The organism is Thalassospira sp. (assembly GCF_030690045.1).
In the GTDB taxonomy this organism is placed as follows: Bacteria; Pseudomonadota; Alphaproteobacteria; order Rhodospirillales; family Thalassospiraceae; genus Thalassospira.
The window spans coordinates 15506-34035 of sequence record NZ_JAUYHK010000022.1 but is presented as its reverse complement, the minus strand read 5'-3'; the positions used below and the strand labels follow the sequence as shown (position 1 = coordinate 34035).

Annotated in this window: 18 protein-coding genes and 1 riboswitch; of the genes, 16 read left to right on the top strand and 2 right to left on the bottom strand. The window is 56.0% G+C overall.

Translation table 11 applies throughout. The annotated features are described in order from the left end of the window. Positions 1–33 precede the first annotated feature (33 nt). The 16 genes from Q8O73_RS19160 (at position 34) to Q8O73_RS19085 (ending at position 15757) form a co-directional block, all read left to right on the top strand. The gene (locus Q8O73_RS19160; protein WP_305559812.1) at positions 34–1071 is read left to right on the top strand and encodes an aldo/keto reductase; all 1038 of its coding nucleotides are present in this window, start codon (positions 34–36) and stop codon (positions 1069–1071) included. Next, positions 1068–1949 (top strand): amidohydrolase, encoded by an 882-nt coding sequence (locus Q8O73_RS19155; protein WP_305559811.1) that lies wholly within the window; start codon positions 1068–1070, stop codon positions 1947–1949. The genes Q8O73_RS19160 and Q8O73_RS19155 overlap by 4 nt, the downstream gene beginning before the upstream one ends. 26 nt (positions 1950–1975) lie before the next feature. After that, positions 1976–3313: a sugar ABC transporter substrate-binding protein gene (locus Q8O73_RS19150; protein WP_305559810.1), complete on the top strand. Its 1338-nt coding sequence runs from the start codon at positions 1976–1978 to the stop codon at positions 3311–3313. A gap of 115 nt (positions 3314–3428) precedes the next feature. After that, complete coding sequence (locus Q8O73_RS19145) at positions 3429–4322, top strand: carbohydrate ABC transporter permease (protein WP_305559809.1); 894 nt, start codon at positions 3429–3431, stop codon at positions 4320–4322. After that, on the top strand, positions 4319–5182 hold the full coding sequence (locus Q8O73_RS19140) for a carbohydrate ABC transporter permease (protein WP_305559808.1): 864 nt from the start codon (positions 4319–4321) through the stop codon (positions 5180–5182). The genes Q8O73_RS19145 and Q8O73_RS19140 overlap by 4 nt, the downstream gene beginning before the upstream one ends. A 27-nt stretch (positions 5183–5209) precedes the next feature. Beyond that, positions 5210–6295, top strand: coding sequence for an ABC transporter ATP-binding protein (locus Q8O73_RS19135; protein ID WP_305559807.1), 1086 nt, complete (start codon positions 5210–5212; stop codon positions 6293–6295). Between the two features lie 9 nt (positions 6296–6304). Further along, positions 6305–7420, top strand: a complete 1116-nt coding sequence (locus Q8O73_RS19130) for a mandelate racemase/muconate lactonizing enzyme family protein (RefSeq protein ID WP_305559806.1) — start codon at positions 6305–6307, stop codon at positions 7418–7420. After that, positions 7420–7743, top strand: coding sequence for an L-rhamnose mutarotase (locus tag Q8O73_RS19125; protein ID WP_305559805.1), 324 nt, complete (start codon positions 7420–7422; stop codon positions 7741–7743). Before Q8O73_RS19130 ends, Q8O73_RS19125 begins: the two co-directional genes overlap by 1 nt. A 26-nt stretch (positions 7744–7769) precedes the next feature. After that, entirely contained in the window at positions 7770–8504 is a 735-nt protein-coding gene (locus Q8O73_RS19120; RefSeq protein ID WP_305559804.1) for an SDR family oxidoreductase, read from the top strand. Positions 8505–8569: 65 nt separating this feature from the next. Further along, positions 8570–9412: a fumarylacetoacetate hydrolase family protein gene (locus tag Q8O73_RS19115; protein ID WP_305559803.1), complete on the top strand. Its 843-nt coding sequence runs from the start codon at positions 8570–8572 to the stop codon at positions 9410–9412. Between the two features lie 179 nt (positions 9413–9591). Then, positions 9592–11010: a TrkH family potassium uptake protein gene (locus tag Q8O73_RS19110; protein WP_305559802.1), complete on the top strand. Its 1419-nt coding sequence runs from the start codon at positions 9592–9594 to the stop codon at positions 11008–11010. A gap of 152 nt (positions 11011–11162) precedes the next feature. Beyond that, positions 11163–11389, top strand: a riboswitch (cobalamin riboswitch). Positions 11390–11420: 31 nt separating this feature from the next. Further along, the gene (locus Q8O73_RS19105; protein WP_305559801.1) at positions 11421–11558 is read left to right on the top strand and encodes a hypothetical protein; all 138 of its coding nucleotides are present in this window, start codon (positions 11421–11423) and stop codon (positions 11556–11558) included. Further along, a complete protein-coding gene (locus Q8O73_RS19100) occupies positions 11558–12412 on the top strand; it encodes an ABC transporter ATP-binding protein (protein ID WP_305559800.1) in 855 nt (284 codons plus the stop codon). Before Q8O73_RS19105 ends, Q8O73_RS19100 begins: the two co-directional genes overlap by 1 nt. Positions 12413–12445: 33 nt before the next feature. After that, positions 12446–13405: an ABC transporter substrate-binding protein gene (locus Q8O73_RS19095; RefSeq protein ID WP_305559799.1), complete on the top strand. Its 960-nt coding sequence runs from the start codon at positions 12446–12448 to the stop codon at positions 13403–13405. 118 nt (positions 13406–13523) lie between these two features. After that, positions 13524–14558, top strand: coding sequence for an iron ABC transporter permease (locus tag Q8O73_RS19090; protein WP_305559798.1), 1035 nt, complete (start codon positions 13524–13526; stop codon positions 14556–14558). 194 nt (positions 14559–14752) lie between these two features. Continuing rightward, entirely contained in the window at positions 14753–15757 is a 1005-nt protein-coding gene (locus Q8O73_RS19085; protein ID WP_305559797.1) for an aspartate-semialdehyde dehydrogenase, read from the top strand. A gap of 79 nt (positions 15758–15836) precedes the next feature. Here the strand turns inward: Q8O73_RS19085 and Q8O73_RS19080 are convergent, their stop codons facing one another. Further along, positions 15837–17273 carry a sensor domain-containing diguanylate cyclase gene (locus tag Q8O73_RS19080; protein WP_305559796.1) on the bottom strand — a complete coding sequence of 479 codons (1437 nt, stop codon included), beginning with the start codon at positions 17271–17273 and terminating at the stop codon, positions 15837–15839. A gap of 133 nt (positions 17274–17406) precedes the next feature. Further along, the gene (gene purU / locus Q8O73_RS19075; protein WP_305559999.1) at positions 17407–18273 is read right to left on the bottom strand and encodes a formyltetrahydrofolate deformylase; all 867 of its coding nucleotides are present in this window, start codon (positions 18271–18273) and stop codon (positions 17407–17409) included. Positions 18274–18530: the final 257 nt, after the last annotated feature.

Below are 18530 nucleotides of genomic sequence, written 5' to 3'. Positions count from 1 at the left end.
GCTGTCGCAGAGTGCAGGCAGGGAGCAATGTTTATGGCCTATCCGGTGCGTCAGGTGGGAACAACGGGAATCGCGGTGTCGGTTCTGGGGTTTGGCGGTGCGCCGATTGGCAATATGTACCAGCCGATCACCGATGCGCAGGCCGGGGAAACCCTGCAAACCGCATGGGATTGCGGGTTCCGGTATTTTGATACGGCGCCGCGTTATGGATATGGCCTGAGCGAACGGCGCATGGGCGATTTCCTGCGGGCGCAGACAGAGCCTTATATCCTGTCCACCAAGGTCGGTCGGTTGTTGCAACGGATTGACGGGCCGGTTCCGACGGATCGCCCGTTTGTCGAGGCCCTGCCGTTTGTCGAGGTTTTTGATTACAGCTATGACGCGGTGATGCGGTCGGTCGAGGATAGCTGGCACCGGTTGGGCCTGCGGCGGATTGATATTGCCTATATCCATGATATCGGCCGTCTGACCCACGGCGATGCGGCGCATGGCAAATTGATGCGTGATGCCATTGATGGCGGGGCGCGGGCGCTGGACGAATTGAAAAAGGCCGGGGTGATCGGGGCTTATGGTCTTGGTGTCAATGAATGGCAGGTGTGCCTTGAGGCCCTGCAATCCTGTGACATGGATGTGTTTTTGCTGGCCGGGCGTTATACGTTGCTGGAGCAGGAGGCGCAGGAACAGTTTTTGCCGGAATGTGTGCGGCGCAAGGCATCGGTGGTGATTGGCGGGGCGTTTAATTCCGGTATTCTGGTCACCGGCCCGAAACCGGGAGCCAAATATGATTATGAAGATGCGCCGCCTGCAATCCTGGAACGGACCGCCGCGATTGCGGCGATTTGCCGCGATCATGGCGTACCCTTGCCCGCGGCCGCCCTGCAATTCCCGCTGACTCATCCGGCGGTGGTATCGGTTATTCCCGGTGCCGCATCGCCCGATCATGTGCGGCAGGCCGCCGCGTGGGCCGGTTTGCCGATTCCGGCGGCTTTGTGGCGCGATTTGCGTGATGCCGGGTTGTTGCGTTTTGATGTGCCGGTGCCCGGTGATGGCGGGATCGGGGGCGGTCAATGACCTTGAGCACCGTAAAATCAGCGGGCTGGATTGATGCGCATCAGCATTTCTGGCAACCGGCACGCGGTGATTATGGCTGGTTGACGCCTGATCTGACGGCGCTGTATCGCGATTTTATGCCCGGTGATTTGCAGGAAATTCTGGCGCAACAGGGCATTGCCCGGACCGTGGTGGTGCAGGCCGCCCCCAGTGTGGCGGAAACCGCGTTTTTGCTGGACCTTGCCGCCCGGCATGATTTCATTGCCGGGGTGGTGGGCTGGATCGATTTCGGTGCATCCGATGCGGTGGATCATCTGCGCAACCGGGCGCAAAACCCGACTTTTGTCGGAGTGCGCCCGATGATCCAGGATATTGCCGATATTGACTGGATGCTGAACCCGGCCTTCGACCCGGTGTTTCAGACATTGATTGATCTTGATCTGGCATTTGATGCGCTGGTCCATCCCCGGCATTTGTCCAATTTGCACCGGTTGGTGATGCGCTATCCGGACTTGCGGGTGGTGATTGATCACGGGGCAAAGCCGAAAATCCGCAATGGCATTCACGGCCCGGATGGCTATGACACATGGGCACCTTTGATGACGGAATTCGCCCCTTTGGGCAGCGTGTCTTGCAAAATATCAGGCCTTTTGACCGAAGCGGGGCCGGGGGCGGGATTGCATGATCTGAAACCTTATCTCGACCATTTGCTGCGGGTATTTGGCGCGGATCGCCTGATGTGGGGCAGTGACTGGCCGGTTCTGGAACTGGCGGGGGATTATGCCGCATGGGCGGATATGAGCCATCGCTGGCTGGGCGGACTTCGGTCCGATGACAGTGCAAAGATCGCCGGAACAACGGCGGCAAAATTTTATCGTATGTCAAAAAACGCCGGATAAACCGGCATTATCAGGAGGCAACGTACATGAAAACCAATAGAAAGGCGTTTCTCGCCGGATCGGCCCTTGGGCTTTTGGTGCTGGGCGCAACAAGTGCAACGGCTTTGGCCGCAGACGAGCTTATGGGCGATTTTACCGGTGTGACCCTTCAGGCGAAACTGATTGGCGGCAATCAGTATGAACCGCTTTATGCCCGTATCACCGAATGGGAACAGGCAACCGGCGGCAAGGTCGATATCATTTCAAAGAAAAGCCATTTTGAAATCGACAAGGAAATCAAATCCGACATTGCGGCGGGTTCGACCGGCTGGTGTGTCGGCTATAACCACACCAGTTTTGCCCCGCAATATACCGGGCTTTATGTCGATCTGGCGGAATATCTGTCCAAGGACACGATTGATGCCTTTGTGCCCGCAATGATCGGTGCATCGACGGTGGACGGGGATCTGGTGATGTTGCCGCGCGCGCAGTTTGACGTCAGTGCGCTGTATTACAAGAAAAGCCTTTATCAGGACGATGCCCGCAAGGAAGCCTTCAAGGCGGAATATGGGTATGATCTTGCGCCGCCTGCGACCTGGGCGGAATTCAAGGATCAGGCGATTTTCTTTGCCGATCCGCCGAATTTTTATGGCACCCAATATGCGGGCAAGGAAGAGGCCATCGTCGGGCGGTTCTATGAATTGCTGGTGTCCGAAGGCGGGGCGATGTTCGATGCCGACTGGAAGCCGACCTTTAATTCCGAAGCCGGTCAGCGTGCCCTGCAATTGTTTGTCGATCTGTATGCGGCAAAGGCCGTGCCGTCTGGCGTTTTATCCTATGTCTGGGATGATCTGGGCAGCGGCTTTGCCAGCGGTTCGGTGGCGCTGAATCTGGATTGGCCGGGTTGGGCCGGGTATTTCAACGACCCGAAAGAATCACGGGTGGCCGGGGATGTCGGCGTGATTGTCCAGCCGCAAGGATCATCTGGCAAACGTACGGGTTGGTCCGGGGCACATGGTTTTTCGATCACCGAAGGGTGTGCGAACAAAGAGGCCGCCGCCTCGCTGGTCTGGTTCCTGACCAGTCATGACAGCCAGTTGATCGAGGCCAAAAACGGGCCGTTGCCGACCCGAAAGGATGTCTGGACCGATCTGATCGCCTTTGTTCATGACAGCGGCGATGATTATCGTTCCGAGGTTTTGACGGCATTTCAGGAAGCCGCACAGCATGCCTTTCCGGTTCCGCAATTTCCGGAATGGGTCGAAAGCACGAATTTGATCTATCCGGAATTGCAGGCGGCCATTCTGGGCGACAAATCCACCAGTCAGGCGCTGGACGATGCGGCGGAACGGGTGGCCGATATGATGGCCGATTACGGATACTAGGCAACAGTCGGCTTTCTGGCGGCTTGTCCCTCCCTCGGGCTGCCGGAATCATGGGGTGATCAGTCCGGGTGCGGACTGATCACCGATGTCCTGAAATTTTCACCGGTTGTCGCGCATGAAACGCAAAATCCTGAGCCCGCCCGTTTTGTTATTGCTGCCTGCGATGATCATCATCGTTGCGGTGATCCTGTTGCCGTTGCTGTTGTCGCTTTATACCAGTTTCACCCCGTTCAAACTGACGCGGCCCGATACGTTTTACCGGTTTATCGGCCTGCGCAATTACGAACGGCTGTTTACCGATGTTTATTTCTGGGCGGCTTTCGGCCGGACTTTTGTGGTTCTGACGATTGCACTGAATGTTGAAATGATGTTGGGGCTGGGTCTGGCCTTGCTGGTGAACCGGGCGATTGCCGGGCAGCGCACCTTGCGGACCATCATGATGTTTCCGATGATGTTTTCGCCCATTCTGGTCGGGTTTCAGTTCAAATTTCTGTTTAATGACAATATCGGGCTGGTGAACAATGCCCTGCAAAGCCTTGGCATTGCGCAGGCTATCCCGTGGCTGGTGGATGAATATCTGGCGCTTTTTGCCATTCTGACGGCGGAAATCTGGTCTTCGACCTCGATCTTTGCGATTTTGATTCTGGCCGGGTTGATGGCGATCCCGCGGGATCCGATTGAGGCGGCCAAGGTGGATGGTTGCACGGTCTGGCAGACCTTTCGCCATATTACCCTGCCTTATCTGATGCCGTTCATGTTCATTGCCATGACGATCCGCTCGCTGGATATCGCACGGGCCTATGACATTGTGCAGATCATGACGGCAGGGGGACCGGCGCGTCGCACCGAACTGCTTTGGACCCTGATTTCGCGCACCGGCTATGTCGATGCCAATATGGGGCTGGCCAATGCCATGGCCTATATTTCGATTTTCCTGTCGATCTTTTTTACCTGGTATTTTTTCCGCAAACTGATGGCCGCGCGCCGCTATATGGGAGGGGCACAATGATGGTATCGCATGCCAGCCGCAAGATTTTGCTGAAATGGGGGCGTTGGGTCGGCACCTTTGTCGCCATGAGCCTGATTTGTATTCCCGGCCTGTGGATTGTGTTGTCGTCCTTTCGGCCCAATGTGGAAATCCTGTCGAAACCGGCAGTGTGGATTCCCGAAAACATCAATCTGGATCATTACCGGGCGATTTTCAGTTCCGATCCGGGGCAGGGGGCGGTACCGGTCTGGAATTATTTCCAGAATTCAATGATCATCGCCTCGACCAGCACCCTGATCGCCATCATTATCGGCATGGCCGGGGGGTATGCCTTTGCCCGGTATCGGTTTCGCGGCAAAAATACCCTGTTTTTGGGATTCATGCTGTCGCGGACGGTGCCCGGGATCGCCTTGTCGCTGCCGCTGTTTATCGTTTATGCCAAACTGGGCATTATCGACACCGAATTTGGCATGATCCTGATTTATGTGGCGTTGAACCTGCCCTTTACCATCTGGCTGATTGACGGGTTTTTCCGGCAGGTCCCCGAAGAACTGGGGCAGGCGGCACAGATTGACGGCTGTACGCCGTGGCAGGCCTTTTGGCATGTGGAATTTCCGCTGGCGAAATCGGGCGTGGCGTCGGCGGCGATTTTTGCCTTTCTGACCAGCTGGAACGAATTTGCGCTGGCCAGTCAGTTGACGCGATCCACCGGTTCAAAAACCCTGCCGGTCGGGCTTCTGGATTTCACATCGGAATTTACCATCAATTGGGGCGGTATGTGTGCGCTGGCGGTGATCATGATTGTACCGGCGCTGTTACTGACCTTTGTTGTTCAAAAACATCTTGTCGCCGGTCTCACCTTTGGCGGTGTCAAAGGTTAATCCCGCGAGATCAGCAGGAAGTGTAAAATGGCTGTTGTTACTCTTGAAAAAGTCGTCAAACGGTATGGCCCGCTTGATGTGGTGCATGGCATTGATCTTGATATTGCGCATGGCGAATTTGTTGTGCTGGTCGGGCCGTCGGGCTGTGGGAAATCAACGACGCTGCGGATGATTGCCGGGCTGGAAGATATTTCTGACGGCACCATTCGCATCGGGGACCGGGTGGTCAATGATTTGCCGCCGCGCGACCGCAATGTGTCGATGGTGTTTCAGAATTACGCGCTGTATCCGCATATGAATGTTGCGGAAAATCTGGGTTTCAGTCTGAAAATCGCCAATCGCCCCAAGGATGAAATTACGCAACGTGTTGCCGAGGCCGCCGGGATTTTGGGCCTTGATGATTTGATGGATCGCCTGCCGGGCCAGTTGTCGGGCGGGCAGCGTCAACGGGTGGCGATGGGCCGTGCCATTGTGCGCCATCCCGATGTGTTTTTGTTTGATGAGCCGCTGTCCAATCTGGATGCCAAATTGCGCACCCAGATGCGAACCGAGATCAAAAAACTGCATCAAAAGGTCAAAACCACGGTGATTTACGTCACCCATGACCAGATCGAGGCCATGACACTGGCGGACCGGATGGTGATCATGCGCGGCGGCCAGATCGAACAGGTCGGCAGCCCGATGGATATTTTCCACAATCCGGCCAATTTGTTTGTTGCCCAGTTTATCGGTAGCCCGCCGATGAACCTTGCCGATGGGGTTGTTACCGATGCCAAAACAGTGCGGCTGGAAAACGGAATGGAATTGCCCCTGACCGCCGATATGGCCGGGCGGGTCGCAGCGGGAACGGCGGTGGTCATGGGCATTCGTGCAGAAGAAATGGTGTTTGAAGGACATGGTGATGCGGGGGCGCAATCCACCCGCGTGGATATTACCGCCAGCCTGAGCGAGCCGCTGGGCAATGAAAGTCTGGTGTTTTTTGAATTTTGTGGCCGCGAATGGGTGTGCCGGATGTTTGATCCGCGTCCGGTGGAGCCGGGCGAAAGCCTTGGCGTGCATCTGAATATGGACCGGGTGCATCTGTTTGACAAAACAACCGAAATCCGGCTTTAGGGGGCCACAATGGCACGCATCACGCATGTTGAAATCCGCATGGTTGATCTTAAGCCCCAAGTGGTGCGGACCGATGCGATTCAAAGTTTCGTCAGTCAGGAAACCCCGATTGTGCGCATTACCGATGCCGATGGCATGGTTGGCACCGGTTATAGCTATACCATCGGGACGGGGGGATCGTCGGTGGTGGCCCTGTTGCGCGATCATCTGGCCCCACGACTGATCGGGCGGGATGCCAATGCGATCGAGGCGATCTGGCACGATTTGCTGTTTGCGACCCATGCGACATCGGTGGGGGCCATCACGTCGCTGGCGCTGGCCGCGATTGATACGGCACTTTGGGATTTACGGTCACGCCGGGCGGGGGTGCCGTTGCATCTGCTGGCCGGGGGGGCAAAGCCGATGATCCCGCTTTATACGACCGAGGGCGGCTGGTTGCATCTGTCGCAGGAACAACTGGTTGAAGATGCCCTGGCGATGCAGGCAAAGGGATTTGGCGGGGCCAAGATCAAGGTGGGTCGTTCGTCCGCATCCGAAGATGTGGCTCGGTTGGCAGCGGTGCGGGCGGCGGTTGGCCCGGCCTTTGAAATCATGACCGATGCCAATCAGGGATTTGATCTGGGCGAGGCCGTGCGCCGGGCGCGGTTATTTGAACCGCTGGATATTGCGTGGTTCGAGGAACCTTTGCCATCGGATAATATTGTCGGCCATCGCCGTCTGGTGCAATCGACATCGCTGCCGGTGGCGGTCGGGGAATCGCTTTATAGTCCGGGGCAGTTTCGCGATTATCTGGTCGCGGGGGCCTGTTCGGTCGTGCAGGTGGATGTGGCGCGGATCGGCGGCATTACGCCGTGGCTGAAAGTGGCGCATTTGGCGGAAAGTTTTGATGTTGCCGTTTGTCCGCATTTTTTGATGGAACTGCATGTGGCGCTGTGTTGTGCGGTGCCCAACAGTCGCTGGCTGGAATATATCCCGCAGCTTGACAGCCTGACCCATTGTGGATTGCGCATTGAAAACGGTGCCGGGGTGCCGTCAGACGAACCGGGACTGGGCATTGACTGGGATTGGGAGGCGATTGCCCGGGCGCAATGTTTTGACCCGATCCAGATTGCGGAAGGTGCCTGATGAAACATGTTGGCATGGTCATCCGGGTGCGCCCGGAAAAACTGGCGGAATATAAAAAATTGCATGCAAATCCGTGGCCGCAGGTTCTTGAAATCCTGCGCCAGTATCATGTGAAAAATTACGTGATCTATCAGCATGATGACCTTTTGTTTGGTCATCTGGAATATCATGGCGATGATTATCAGGCCGATATGAAAAAGGTTGCCGCCCATCCGGTCACACAGGAATGGTGGACCTTCACCGATCCCTGTCAGGAACCGCTTGCCACCCGCAAGCCGGGTGAATGGTGGGCCGAAATGGACGAAGTGTTTTTTATGGCCTGATCGCGGGCCAAAGCAGGAGAAATGACATGACAGGCAGACTGGCAGGGAAAAAGGCGGTGATTACCGCCGCCGGACAGGGGATTGGCCGGGCGACGGCGGAAATGTTTGTTGCCGAAGGGGCCACCGTGATTGCAACCGATATCAATGACGATGCCCTTGCATCGCTGTCGGGGATGGAAACACGGCGGCTGGATGTCACCGACGGGCAGGCGATCATTGATTTTGCCCGCGATGTCGGGGCGGTGGATGTGCTGTTTAACTGTGCCGGGTTTGTCCATCACGGCAGTATTCTGGAGTGCGGCGAGGATGATTTTGATTTCAGTTTTGATCTGAATATCCGGGCGCAATACCGCATGATTCGGGCGTTTTTACCGGCGATGCTGAAAAATGGTGGCGGGTCGGTGATCAATATGTCGTCGGTGGCCTCGTCGATCAAAGGGGTGCCGTTGCGCTTTGTCTATTGCGCCAGCAAGGCCGCGGTGATTGGCCTGACCAAATCGGTGGCGGCGGATTTTGTTGCACAGGGTATCCGGTGCAATGCCATTTGTCCGGGCACGGTGGAATCGCCGTCGTTGGAACAGCGCATTGCCGCCCAGGGCGGTGATATTGACGAGGTGCGCAAGGCCTTTGTCGCCCGCCAGCCGATTGGCCGCATTGGCAAACCATCGGAAATTGCCGCCCTTGCCACCTATCTGGCGTCCGATGAGTCGGGTTATACCACCGGTACCACCCATATCATTGATGGCGGCTGGATCAATTGACGCCGGGGGGATGCCCCGGTTAGGTTAATCATCATACCAATGAAAAATCCAAAGGATAAAGACAGATGAAATTGTTGCGTTATGGCCCGGTCGGGGCGGAAAAACCGGGGATGCTGGATGGAAAGGGGATTATCCGTGATTTGTCGTCGGTGATTGCGGATCTGGACCCGACAACGATTTCCAAGGCGACATTTGATAAAATTGCGGCCCTTGATCCGACCGGTTTACCGGAAGTTTCAGGTGATGTGCGGCTTGGCGCCTGTGTCGGGCGGCCGGGGAAATTCATTTGTATCGGCCTGAATTATTCCGACCATGCGGCGGAATCGGGTATGGCGGTGCCGCCGGAACCGGTGATTTTCTTTAAGGCGACATCGGCGGTATGCGGGCCTTATGACAATGTGGAAATTCCGCGCGGGTCGCAAAAAACCGACTGGGAAGTCGAACTGGGTGTGGTGATTGGCAAACACACCAAATATGTATCCGAAGCCGATGCGATGGATCATGTCGCCGGATATTGCGTGATCAACGATATTTCCGAACGTGCCTTTCAGATCGAACGGTCCGGACAATGGGTGAAGGGCAAAAGTGCCGATACCTTTGGTCCGACCGGCCCGTGGCTGGTGACGCGCGATGAAATTGCCGATCCGCAGAAACTTGATATGTGGCTGGAAGTCAATGGGCAGCGGTTCCAGAATGGCAGCACGGCGACGATGGTTTATGGCGTGCAGTTTGTTGTCAGTTACCTGTCGCAATTCATGAGTTTGCAACCGGGCGACATCATTTCAACCGGCACCCCGCCCGGCGTTGGCATGGGCCAGAAGCCACCGCTTTATCTGAAACCCGGTGATGTCATGGAACTGGGGATCGAGGGGCTGGGCCGTCAGAAACAGACGACTGTTGCGGCCTGACCTGATCGGGATGAATGCAGTTTGGGGGCGGGGAAACCTGCCCCCAAACTGTTTTGCAGGATGGGGTTGCGTATCAGCACGTGCGTTGAACGCTTTTTGACGCTATAAGCCGCGTTTGCGAAATTGCGGTGGGTGTTGCTTTGTTACGGCTGCAACCGATTTTTTTTATTGTCGGGACAATGGTGATTATCATCGGTGGGGCCATGGTGGTCCCGGCGATGGTCGATCTGTATTACGATAATGCCGACTGGCAGATTTTTGCCCAGGCCGCGGCGATTACCATTGGCCTTGGTGGCATGGTATGTCTGGCCTGCCGGTCCGATATCGGGCCGCGCGTCAGCCCGCGTCAGGGATATGTCCTGACGGCGTTTTCGTGGATCGCGGTCAGTGTCACCGGGGCGCTGCCGCTGTGGTTTTCGTCGCTTGATCTCAGCTTTACCGATGCGGTGTTTGAAACGGTTTCCGGCCTGACGACCACCGGGTCGACGGTTTTGACCGGTCTGGATGACATGGCGCCGGGATTGCTGGTGTGGCGGTCCTTGCTGCAATGGCTGGGCGGGATTGGCATTATTGTGACCGCCCTTGCCCTGTTGCCGATGATGCGGGTCGGCGGGATGCAGCTTTTTCAGATGGAAAGTTCCGACCGGTCCGAAAAACTCAGCCCGCGCATCCGCGAGATGTGCCTGCAAATCGTTATGATTTACGGCATTCTCAGCCTGATCTGTATGGTGTTGTATCGTGTGTTCGGCATGAGCTGGTTTGACGCCATCAATCATGGCATGTCCACCCTTGCCACCGGCGGCTATTCCACGTCTGACATGTCCTTTGCCAAATTTGAGTCAAGCCTTGCCCTGCACTGGGTTGGCACGGTGTTTATGATTGCGGGTGCATTGCCCTTTACCGCCTATGCCGTTCTGGTACGCAAACGCAGCTTTGCGCCGATGATGCACAATACGCAAATTCGTCTGTTGTTGCTGATCATTACGTTTTTCACCGCCTTGCTGACCATCCGGCTGTTGCATATTTCCGATGACGGATTTTTACGGTCCGTGACGATGGCGGCGTTCAATCTGGTTTCGGTGATCACGACCACCGGGTTTGCCTCGGGTGATTATCTGGAATGGGGCCCGGCGGCGATCATGCTGTTTTTCTTTGCCACCTTTATTGGCGGCTGTGCCGGATCGACATCGGGTGGTTTCAAGATGTTCCGGCTTTATGTGGTGTTTTCGGGCCTGCGTGCCCATTTCACCCGGTTGCGCAGCCCCAGTGCGGTAGTGGTCAGTCATATCGACAATCATGAAATCACATCCGACATTTATAATGCCGTCACGGTTTATGTGTTTTTTCTGGCCATCAGCTATATCGGGGTCAGTGTCGCGCTGGGACTGGCGGGGCTGGATCTGGTCACGGCGATGAGTGCGGCGGCAACCGCCCTTGCCAATGTCGGGCCGGGTCTGGGGCCGGTTGTGGGGCCGGCAGGGAATTTTCAACCCCTGCCCGATAGTGCAAAATGGGTATTGAATGTCGCCATGGTCCTGGGGCGGCTGGAATTTGAAACCCTGCTGGTGTTGTTGTTGCCGGCGTTCTGGCGCGACTGAGGCCTGATTTTTCCAAATCAAACAGAGGCTGGACAATGGGTGTTTTGTCTGGCAGTTAGTGTTATGTTATAACATAACACTAACTGCGGTATGCCGATGTGTCCGATGTGATGATGTTTGATTTAAAAATTGACGCCCGTAACCCGGATGGGCATTGTAGACCCATCGAAGGTGACCGGATGGCAACAGCCGGTCTGAAAAGGGAACACGACGGCCATTTCGATGATCCGGATGGCCCAACCGTGACTGCCCCCGCAACTGTAGGCGGCGAGCGGACAATCAATACCCACTGGAACGCCGGTCTGACCGGCATCCGGGAAGGCGATTGTTCCGCAATGACCCGTCAGTCAGGAGACCTGCCTGCGATATGTGCATACCGGACCGGGCGGGGTGTCCCGGGGGAGGATGAGATGACTGTTTTGCCTTTGCCGGGCAGGCGGGCCGCATGGTGCGGCATTTCGCTGTCTTTGGCTTTTATTCCGTTTTTTATGGCGAGTCGGGCACGTTGCCCCGATGGTCCCGCCGGTTATGCCGGGGGGATCATCTGATGCAGCTTGTCAGGACCCTTCGCGCCCTTCATCCGCCACGTCCCAGATTTTCCGATCCGCAACCGGCGTCGTTTGCCGGATCGGGCGGGGTGGCCCTGCGTGCCGACCGGCTGGGATGGGAAGAAGACGGTCATCGCATTTTGAACACGATTTCGCTGATGGCGGAACCGGGGGACATTATCGGCATTATCGGCCCGAACGGGGCGGGGAAATCCAGCCTGCTTCGGCTGTTATACCGGTTTGTGCAACCGACCACCGGATCGGTCCGGATTGATCGTGAGGATATCTGGGCGATTTCAGCCGCCGCCTTTGCCCGCAAAGTGGCGGTTGTGTTGCAGGAATTTCCCGCCGATTTCGGTTTGCGGGCCTGCGAAGTTGTGGAAACCGGCCGTATTCCCCATCAAAGCGGCTGGGCGGCGAGCAATCGCCGCGACCGCGAGATCGTTTTTGACGCGATGGAAACCGTCGGGGTGCGGGCGCTGGCAGATCGGGATTTTGCCAGCCTTTCGGGTGGCGAGAAACAGCGGGTTCTGCTGGCCCGCGCCATTGCGCAACAACCGGAATTGCTGATTCTGGATGAACCGACCAATCACCTTGATATCGGTTATCAGTTTGAATGTTTGCGGCTGGTGCGCGATTTGCCGATGACGGTGATTGCCTCGATCCATGATCTGAACATTGCGGCGACCTATTGCGACCGGCTGTATTGCCTTGATCATGGCCGGATGGTGGCATCGGGCAATCCGGATGATGTTCTGACCCCGGATTTGATCCGCAAGGTTTATGGCGTCAATGCGCTGTGCGACACCCACCCGTTTACCGGGCGGCTGCGCATCACATTCGATCCCAATTGATCTGATTTTCCTTTCGTTTCAGGAACCAAATCCATGAAAAAATATGCGATCAGCGCCGTTATTGCGTCTGTTTTTACCCTGTCTGCCCCTTATGCCGCACAGGCCTATCCGGTGACGGTCAAAAGTTGTGACCGCGAGGTGACCTTTGATCAGGCCCCCAAACGCGCCGTAAGCCATGACATCAATATTACCGAAATGATGCTGGCGCTGGAGCTTCAGGATCATATGGTGGGCTATACCGGGATTAGCGGCTGGAACAAAATCACGCCGGGCTTGCAGGGGCGGCTGGGCGATATTCCGCAACTGGCGGAAAAATATCCGTCCAAGGAAGTTTTGCTGGGCGCGGATGCCGATTTTTATTTTGCCGGATGGAATTACGGCATGAAGGTTGGCGGCGATGTGACGCCCGAAACCCTCGCCCCGTTCGGGATCAATGTCTATGAACTGGGTGAATCCTGCATCCATATCATGACCAAGCCGCATGTCAGCATGGAAGACATGTTTGCCGATCTGCTTAACCTTGGCACCATTTTTGATGTGCGTGACCGGGCGGAAAAGCTGGTGGCGGGGTATCGTGCCGAACTGGCCGATATTACTGCCCATACTGCAAAAACCGGCCAGGATTTGCGGGTGTTTGTCTATGACAGCGACGAAGAACGGCCCTTTACCGCCGCCAGATATGCCATGCCGACCGCGATGATCGAGGCGGCGGGCGGCAAAAACATTGTCGATGATGTCGAAAGCAGCTGGACCCGTGTGGGCTGGGAAACCGTGATCGAACGTAATCCGGAAATCATCGTCATCGTCAATTACGGTACGATCACCGCCGATCAGAAAATTGCCTATCTGAAATCCAACCCGGCCTTTGCCAATATCGATGCGGTGCGTCATGACCGCTTTGTCGTGCTGGAATATGACGAGGCGACACCGGGGCCGCGTAATTTGTCGGCGATTGGCAAGCTGGCCCGCGCTTTTTATCCATCGGCATTTTAGGGTTTGGCCGTTTTGATGCGGCCAGACAGGATGACCGGCCCCTTTGGCAGGCCTACCCGATGCCGATCGCCGGGTTTGCCGGGCGGGCCGGTCATTCCTGATTTTAGTGACAGATGACATGAAAATGAAACGGACCTTGCGCGATTGTTCTTTGGGGCTGCTTTTGGCCGCGCTGGCGGTGGTGTTGCTGCTCAGCATTACCTTTGCCGTGGCCTTTGGTCCGGTGCCGATCCCGGCCTTGCAGGTCTGGAAAATTGCCCTGCATCATGTCTGGCCCGATTTGCTTGTCCCCGATTGGAGCAAGGGCCGCGACAGCATTGTCTGGGACATCCGGTTTCCCCGGGTGGTTCTGGGGGCGATTGTCGGGGCGGGTCTGGCGGTGGTTGGCACGGTTTTACAAGGTATCACACGTAACAAACTGGCCGATCCACATTTGTTGGGGGTCAGTTCCGGGGCGGCGATGGGGGCGGTTGTGGTGTTGCTGCATATCGGCATGATTTTTGGGGGGATGACCCTGCCGCTGGGGGCGTTTGCCGGGGCCTTGCTGGCGACGATGATCATTGCCGGTCTGGCCGGGCGCAGTGGCGGGACGCCGGACCGGCTGATTTTGCTGGGTGTGGCGGTATCGTTTGTGCTGGGGGCGATGACCAGCTTGCTGATTTTCATGGCCGATCATCGGGCATCGCATGTGGTGGTGTTCTGGATGCTGGGCGGGCTGGGCACGGCGCAATGGCAAAATTTGTGGTTTCCGGTCGGGGTTCTGATGGTCGGGCTGCTGTATTTGCAATTTCGTGCCCGGCATTTGAATGCTCTGATGTCGGGGGAAGAAACGGCGGCGACATTGGGAATCGAGGTGGGCAATGTGCGATTGCAGCTTTTTGTGATCTGCGCCCTTGTTACCGGCACCATGGTTTCGGTCAGTGGCATGATCGGTTTTGTCGGCCTGATGGTGCCCCATATTGTCCGGCAACTGGCGGGGGCGGATCATCGTCGGGTGTTACCACTGGCCGGGCTGGGCGGGGCGATTTTCCTGATCTGGGCCGATGTGGCGGCACGCACCATTCTGAAACCCGAAGACATGCCGATTGGCATTATTACCGGCCTGGTGGGCGGATTGTTTTTTATCTGGATTACCTTGCGGCATCGTGGTTGAAAGTTGCGCCGCAGCGGCAAAAACGGTTGGAACAATTCCCGTCGGCAGGCGTTTGGGGCATAAGCATGCAGGGCAGATCAGCATTGCATCACGCTGCATTTGCGTCAGCGGCCAAAACCCCTATAATGCGCCCCCGCGAATAATCGCGGCAGTCGAAAACGACCCAAACAAATATGCGAGGATAGACAGTTATTATGAGTGCCGAAAATCTCCATGTCGGTGTCATCGGCGCAACCGGTGCGGTTGGCGTCGAGCTGATCAATGTTATGTTTGATCGCAAGTTCCCTGTGGGTGAACTCACCCTGTTCGCGTCCGAGCGTTCGGCAGGCAAGACCGTGGAGACCAAATACGGCACTAAAACCATCGCGCTGTTTTCGGTTGAAGAAGCCAAACAGTGCGACATCGTTTTTCTGGCTGTTTCCGGTGAGTTCGCCAAGGAATTTGCCCCGCAGATTGCCAAGGGTGCCCTTGTGATCGACAATTCATCGGCGTTCCGTCTTGATGATGACGTGCCGTTGATCGTGCCGGAAATCAATGGTCATCTGGCGAAAACCGCCAAACTGATTGCCAACCCCAATTGCACCACGGCGATTGCCGCCGTTGCATTGTGGCCGTTGCATCAGGCCTTTGGCCTGAAGAAGGTTTTTGTATCGACCTATCAGGCGGCATCCGGGGCCGGACAGCCGGGCATGACCGAATTGCGTGAAGGTCTGGCTGCCGGTTTGCGCGGCGAGAAAGTTCCGGCGGAGGTGTTTGCCCATCCGTTGGCTTTTAACGTCATTCCGCATATCGATACGTTCCAGGATAATGGCTATACCCGCGAAGAAATGAAAGTCACCTGGGAAACCCGCAAGATTTTCGGCGAACCGGACCTTGCCGTTTCCTGCACGGCGGTGCGGATTCCGACCGAACGCACCCATTCGGAATCGATCGTGATTGAAACCGAAAAAGTGGTGACGCCGCAGGCCGCACGCGAGGTTCTGGCCAAGGCCAAAGGGGTCAAGCTGGTGGATGATCCGGCCAACAAGCTGTATCCGATGCCCTTGACCGCGACCGAACAATATGACGTCGAAGTCGGGCGCATTCGCACCAATCTGATTTTCGGCGATCATGGTCTGGAATTGTTTGTTGCCGGCGACCAGTTGCTGAAGGGGGCGGCCCTGAATGCGGTGCAAATCGCCGAGGCATCGATTGCCTGACCGGCATTGCCGTGATTGAAAACAGACCCTGAAAAACGGCCCTTTGCGGGGCCGTTTTTTGTTGTCATATGGGGGCCGATCAGGCCTGTTCGATATGATCGCGGCCGGATTTTTTGGCACTGTAAAGGGCGTTATCGACACGCGAGACCAGGGTGGACAGGCTTTCACCTTCGCGGTGTTCGCTGACCCCGGCGCTGATGGTGATGCGGATATTGTCGCGGCCATAGCGCACGGCATTTTCACGGATGGTATCGGCGATTTCGCGGGTTTTTGCGGTTGCTTCGGCAAGGGAGGTGGCGGGCATTAACAGGATGAATTCATCGCCACCCCACCGGCACAGCGTATCGACCGGTCGCATCAGGTTGCGGATAATATTGGCGGTTTCACGCAGCGCAATGTCGCCGCCGGGATGACCATAGGTATCGTTGACGTCCCGGAATTCATCGATATCGAGACAGACCATCGCAACGCCTTCCTTGCGGCGCTGGCAGGCTTTGACGACATTGTCAAAGACGATATCGAAAACCTGCCGGTTGCAGGCCCCGGTCAGTTTGTCGAGGGAGGCCATGTCTTCAAGGCGTTTTTGATAATTGCGCACCGTGAAATAGGCAATCAACCCGACCAGAATCGTGATGCCCAGCGAAATGACCATATTGAATAACAGGGTATTTTCAATTTTCTGATCGCCAATATGCTGATGCTGTTCGACCAGAAGCAACCAGCCAAATTCCGACACCAGGCGGCTGTTGACGAAAATCGTCTCGCCACCATCCTGATAGGTCAGGGAGGTGCCCGGCGACGTCAGAATTTGCATTGCCAGCGGGCGCAAGCCGGGTCGGTCGTGCAGGGTTTTTTCGCTGCCAAAGCCGCTGCCATGCAGGGTAATATTGCCTTGCCGGTCGACAAAATAAATGTCGCGACCATAACGTTGTTGATAGGTTTCGATCAGGGCGGTGACCGAATTGACCGACAGACCGACACCGGCCACGCCAATCACCTGGTTTTGATAATCACGCACCTGATAATTGACAAAAATCGTCAGGCGCGACCGGTCAGCGGTATCCTGATCGACATTGATTTCAAAAGGTTCTTTGATGTCCCGCGCCCGGAAATACCAGCTATCGGCCGGGTCATCCTCGGAAACCTGTTTCAGAACCCCGCTGGTGTGGTAATAGCGCCGGGTGGCCTCGGACACAAAAAACGCGGTGATGGTTTCGTAGCGGCTTTGGATTTCACTCAGATACCGGGTGATCTGGTCACTGTTTTCCTCGCCTGCCAGCGTCCAGTCACGCATGAAGGTATCATGCGCCATCAGGGACGAAATAAAGATCGGCCGCAACAGGTCGCGCTGAATTTCAGAATAGATATTATCGCTGGTCAGCGGCAGGGTGCTTTCGGCGATCTGTTCCTGAAGGGAATTACGCGCCACAAAAAAACTGACCAGACTGGTGGTCAGAAATCCAAGGGCCAGCAACACACACAGACCGACAACAAAATGCAGTTTTTTTCCGGGCACAGGCAATTTCCGTTTTATGGCGGCCATTTGGATAATGGCGTCAATATATGGGAAAAGTCAGGTTTGCACCATAAGACGATTGGCAGGCAAACCTGACTCTTTCTGACATCGTGCCGGGAACATACCGGATGTTTTAGCGCCGGAAGACAACCGTCTTGTGGGCATTGCGAAAAACACGGTGTTCGCAATGCATCTGGATGGCGCGGGAAAACACCACCGATTCAATATCGCGGCCGATTTCCACCATGTCTTCGGCGGTCATGGTGTGATCCACCCGTTCCACCGCCTGATGAATGATCGGGCCTTCGTCCAGTTCGGCGGTGACATAATGCGCCGTCGCCCCGATCAGCTTGACCCCGCGTTTATGGGCCTGATGATAGGGTTTGGCCCCCTTGAAACTGGGCAGGAAGGAATGGTGGATATTGATGCAGCGGCCTTCGAGTTCGCGGCACAGATCGGTTGACAGTACCTGCATATAGCGCGCCAGCCCGACCAGATCGGCCTGATATTCGCCAATCAGGTCCAGAAGCCGGGTTTCCTGTGCGGTTTTGTCGTCTTTGGTAACGGGCAGATAGTAATAGGGAATGCCATACCATTCGACGATGCCGCGCATGTCTTCGTGATTGGATACCACGGCGGGGATTTCGATGCGCAGATTGTTCGAGGCGACCCGGTGCAGCAAATCATTCAGGCAATGGCCGAATTTGGACACCGTCAGTAAGACCTTGGGTTTGCGATGGAAATCGTGCAATTGCCACTGCATGGCAAATTTCCCGGCAATCGGGGTGAATTTGTCGGTAAATTCGGCCTCGGTCCGCAAGGTTTGCCCGGTTTCAAATTTGACCCGCATGAAAAACCGTTTTGATTCCGGATCGCCAAACTGTTCGAGCTTGGTGACAAAGGCGCCTTCGGCTGCCAGAAAGCTGGTCACACCGGCAACGATCCCGAATGTATCGGGGCAGGTAATGGTCAGAATATAGGTTTTGGCAAATTCGGGCATCACGGAACGGACTTTCTGATGGCGGTGATATGTGTTGATGGGGTATAGCCCGCAATGCACAATCCTGCCAACCATCGAATGACGATTTGTGGGTTGATGTGAAAGAACTGGACATTTTACGGGCTTTGACCAAGAATCCGCCTTCCTGAAATCGGGGAGTCCCCCGAAGGGTACCCTGCCGGTGAATGGCAGGAACAATGGCAAAATGGGGGAATCACATGCCGGGATTGCGAAATGGCGCATACCGTCGCTGTGAG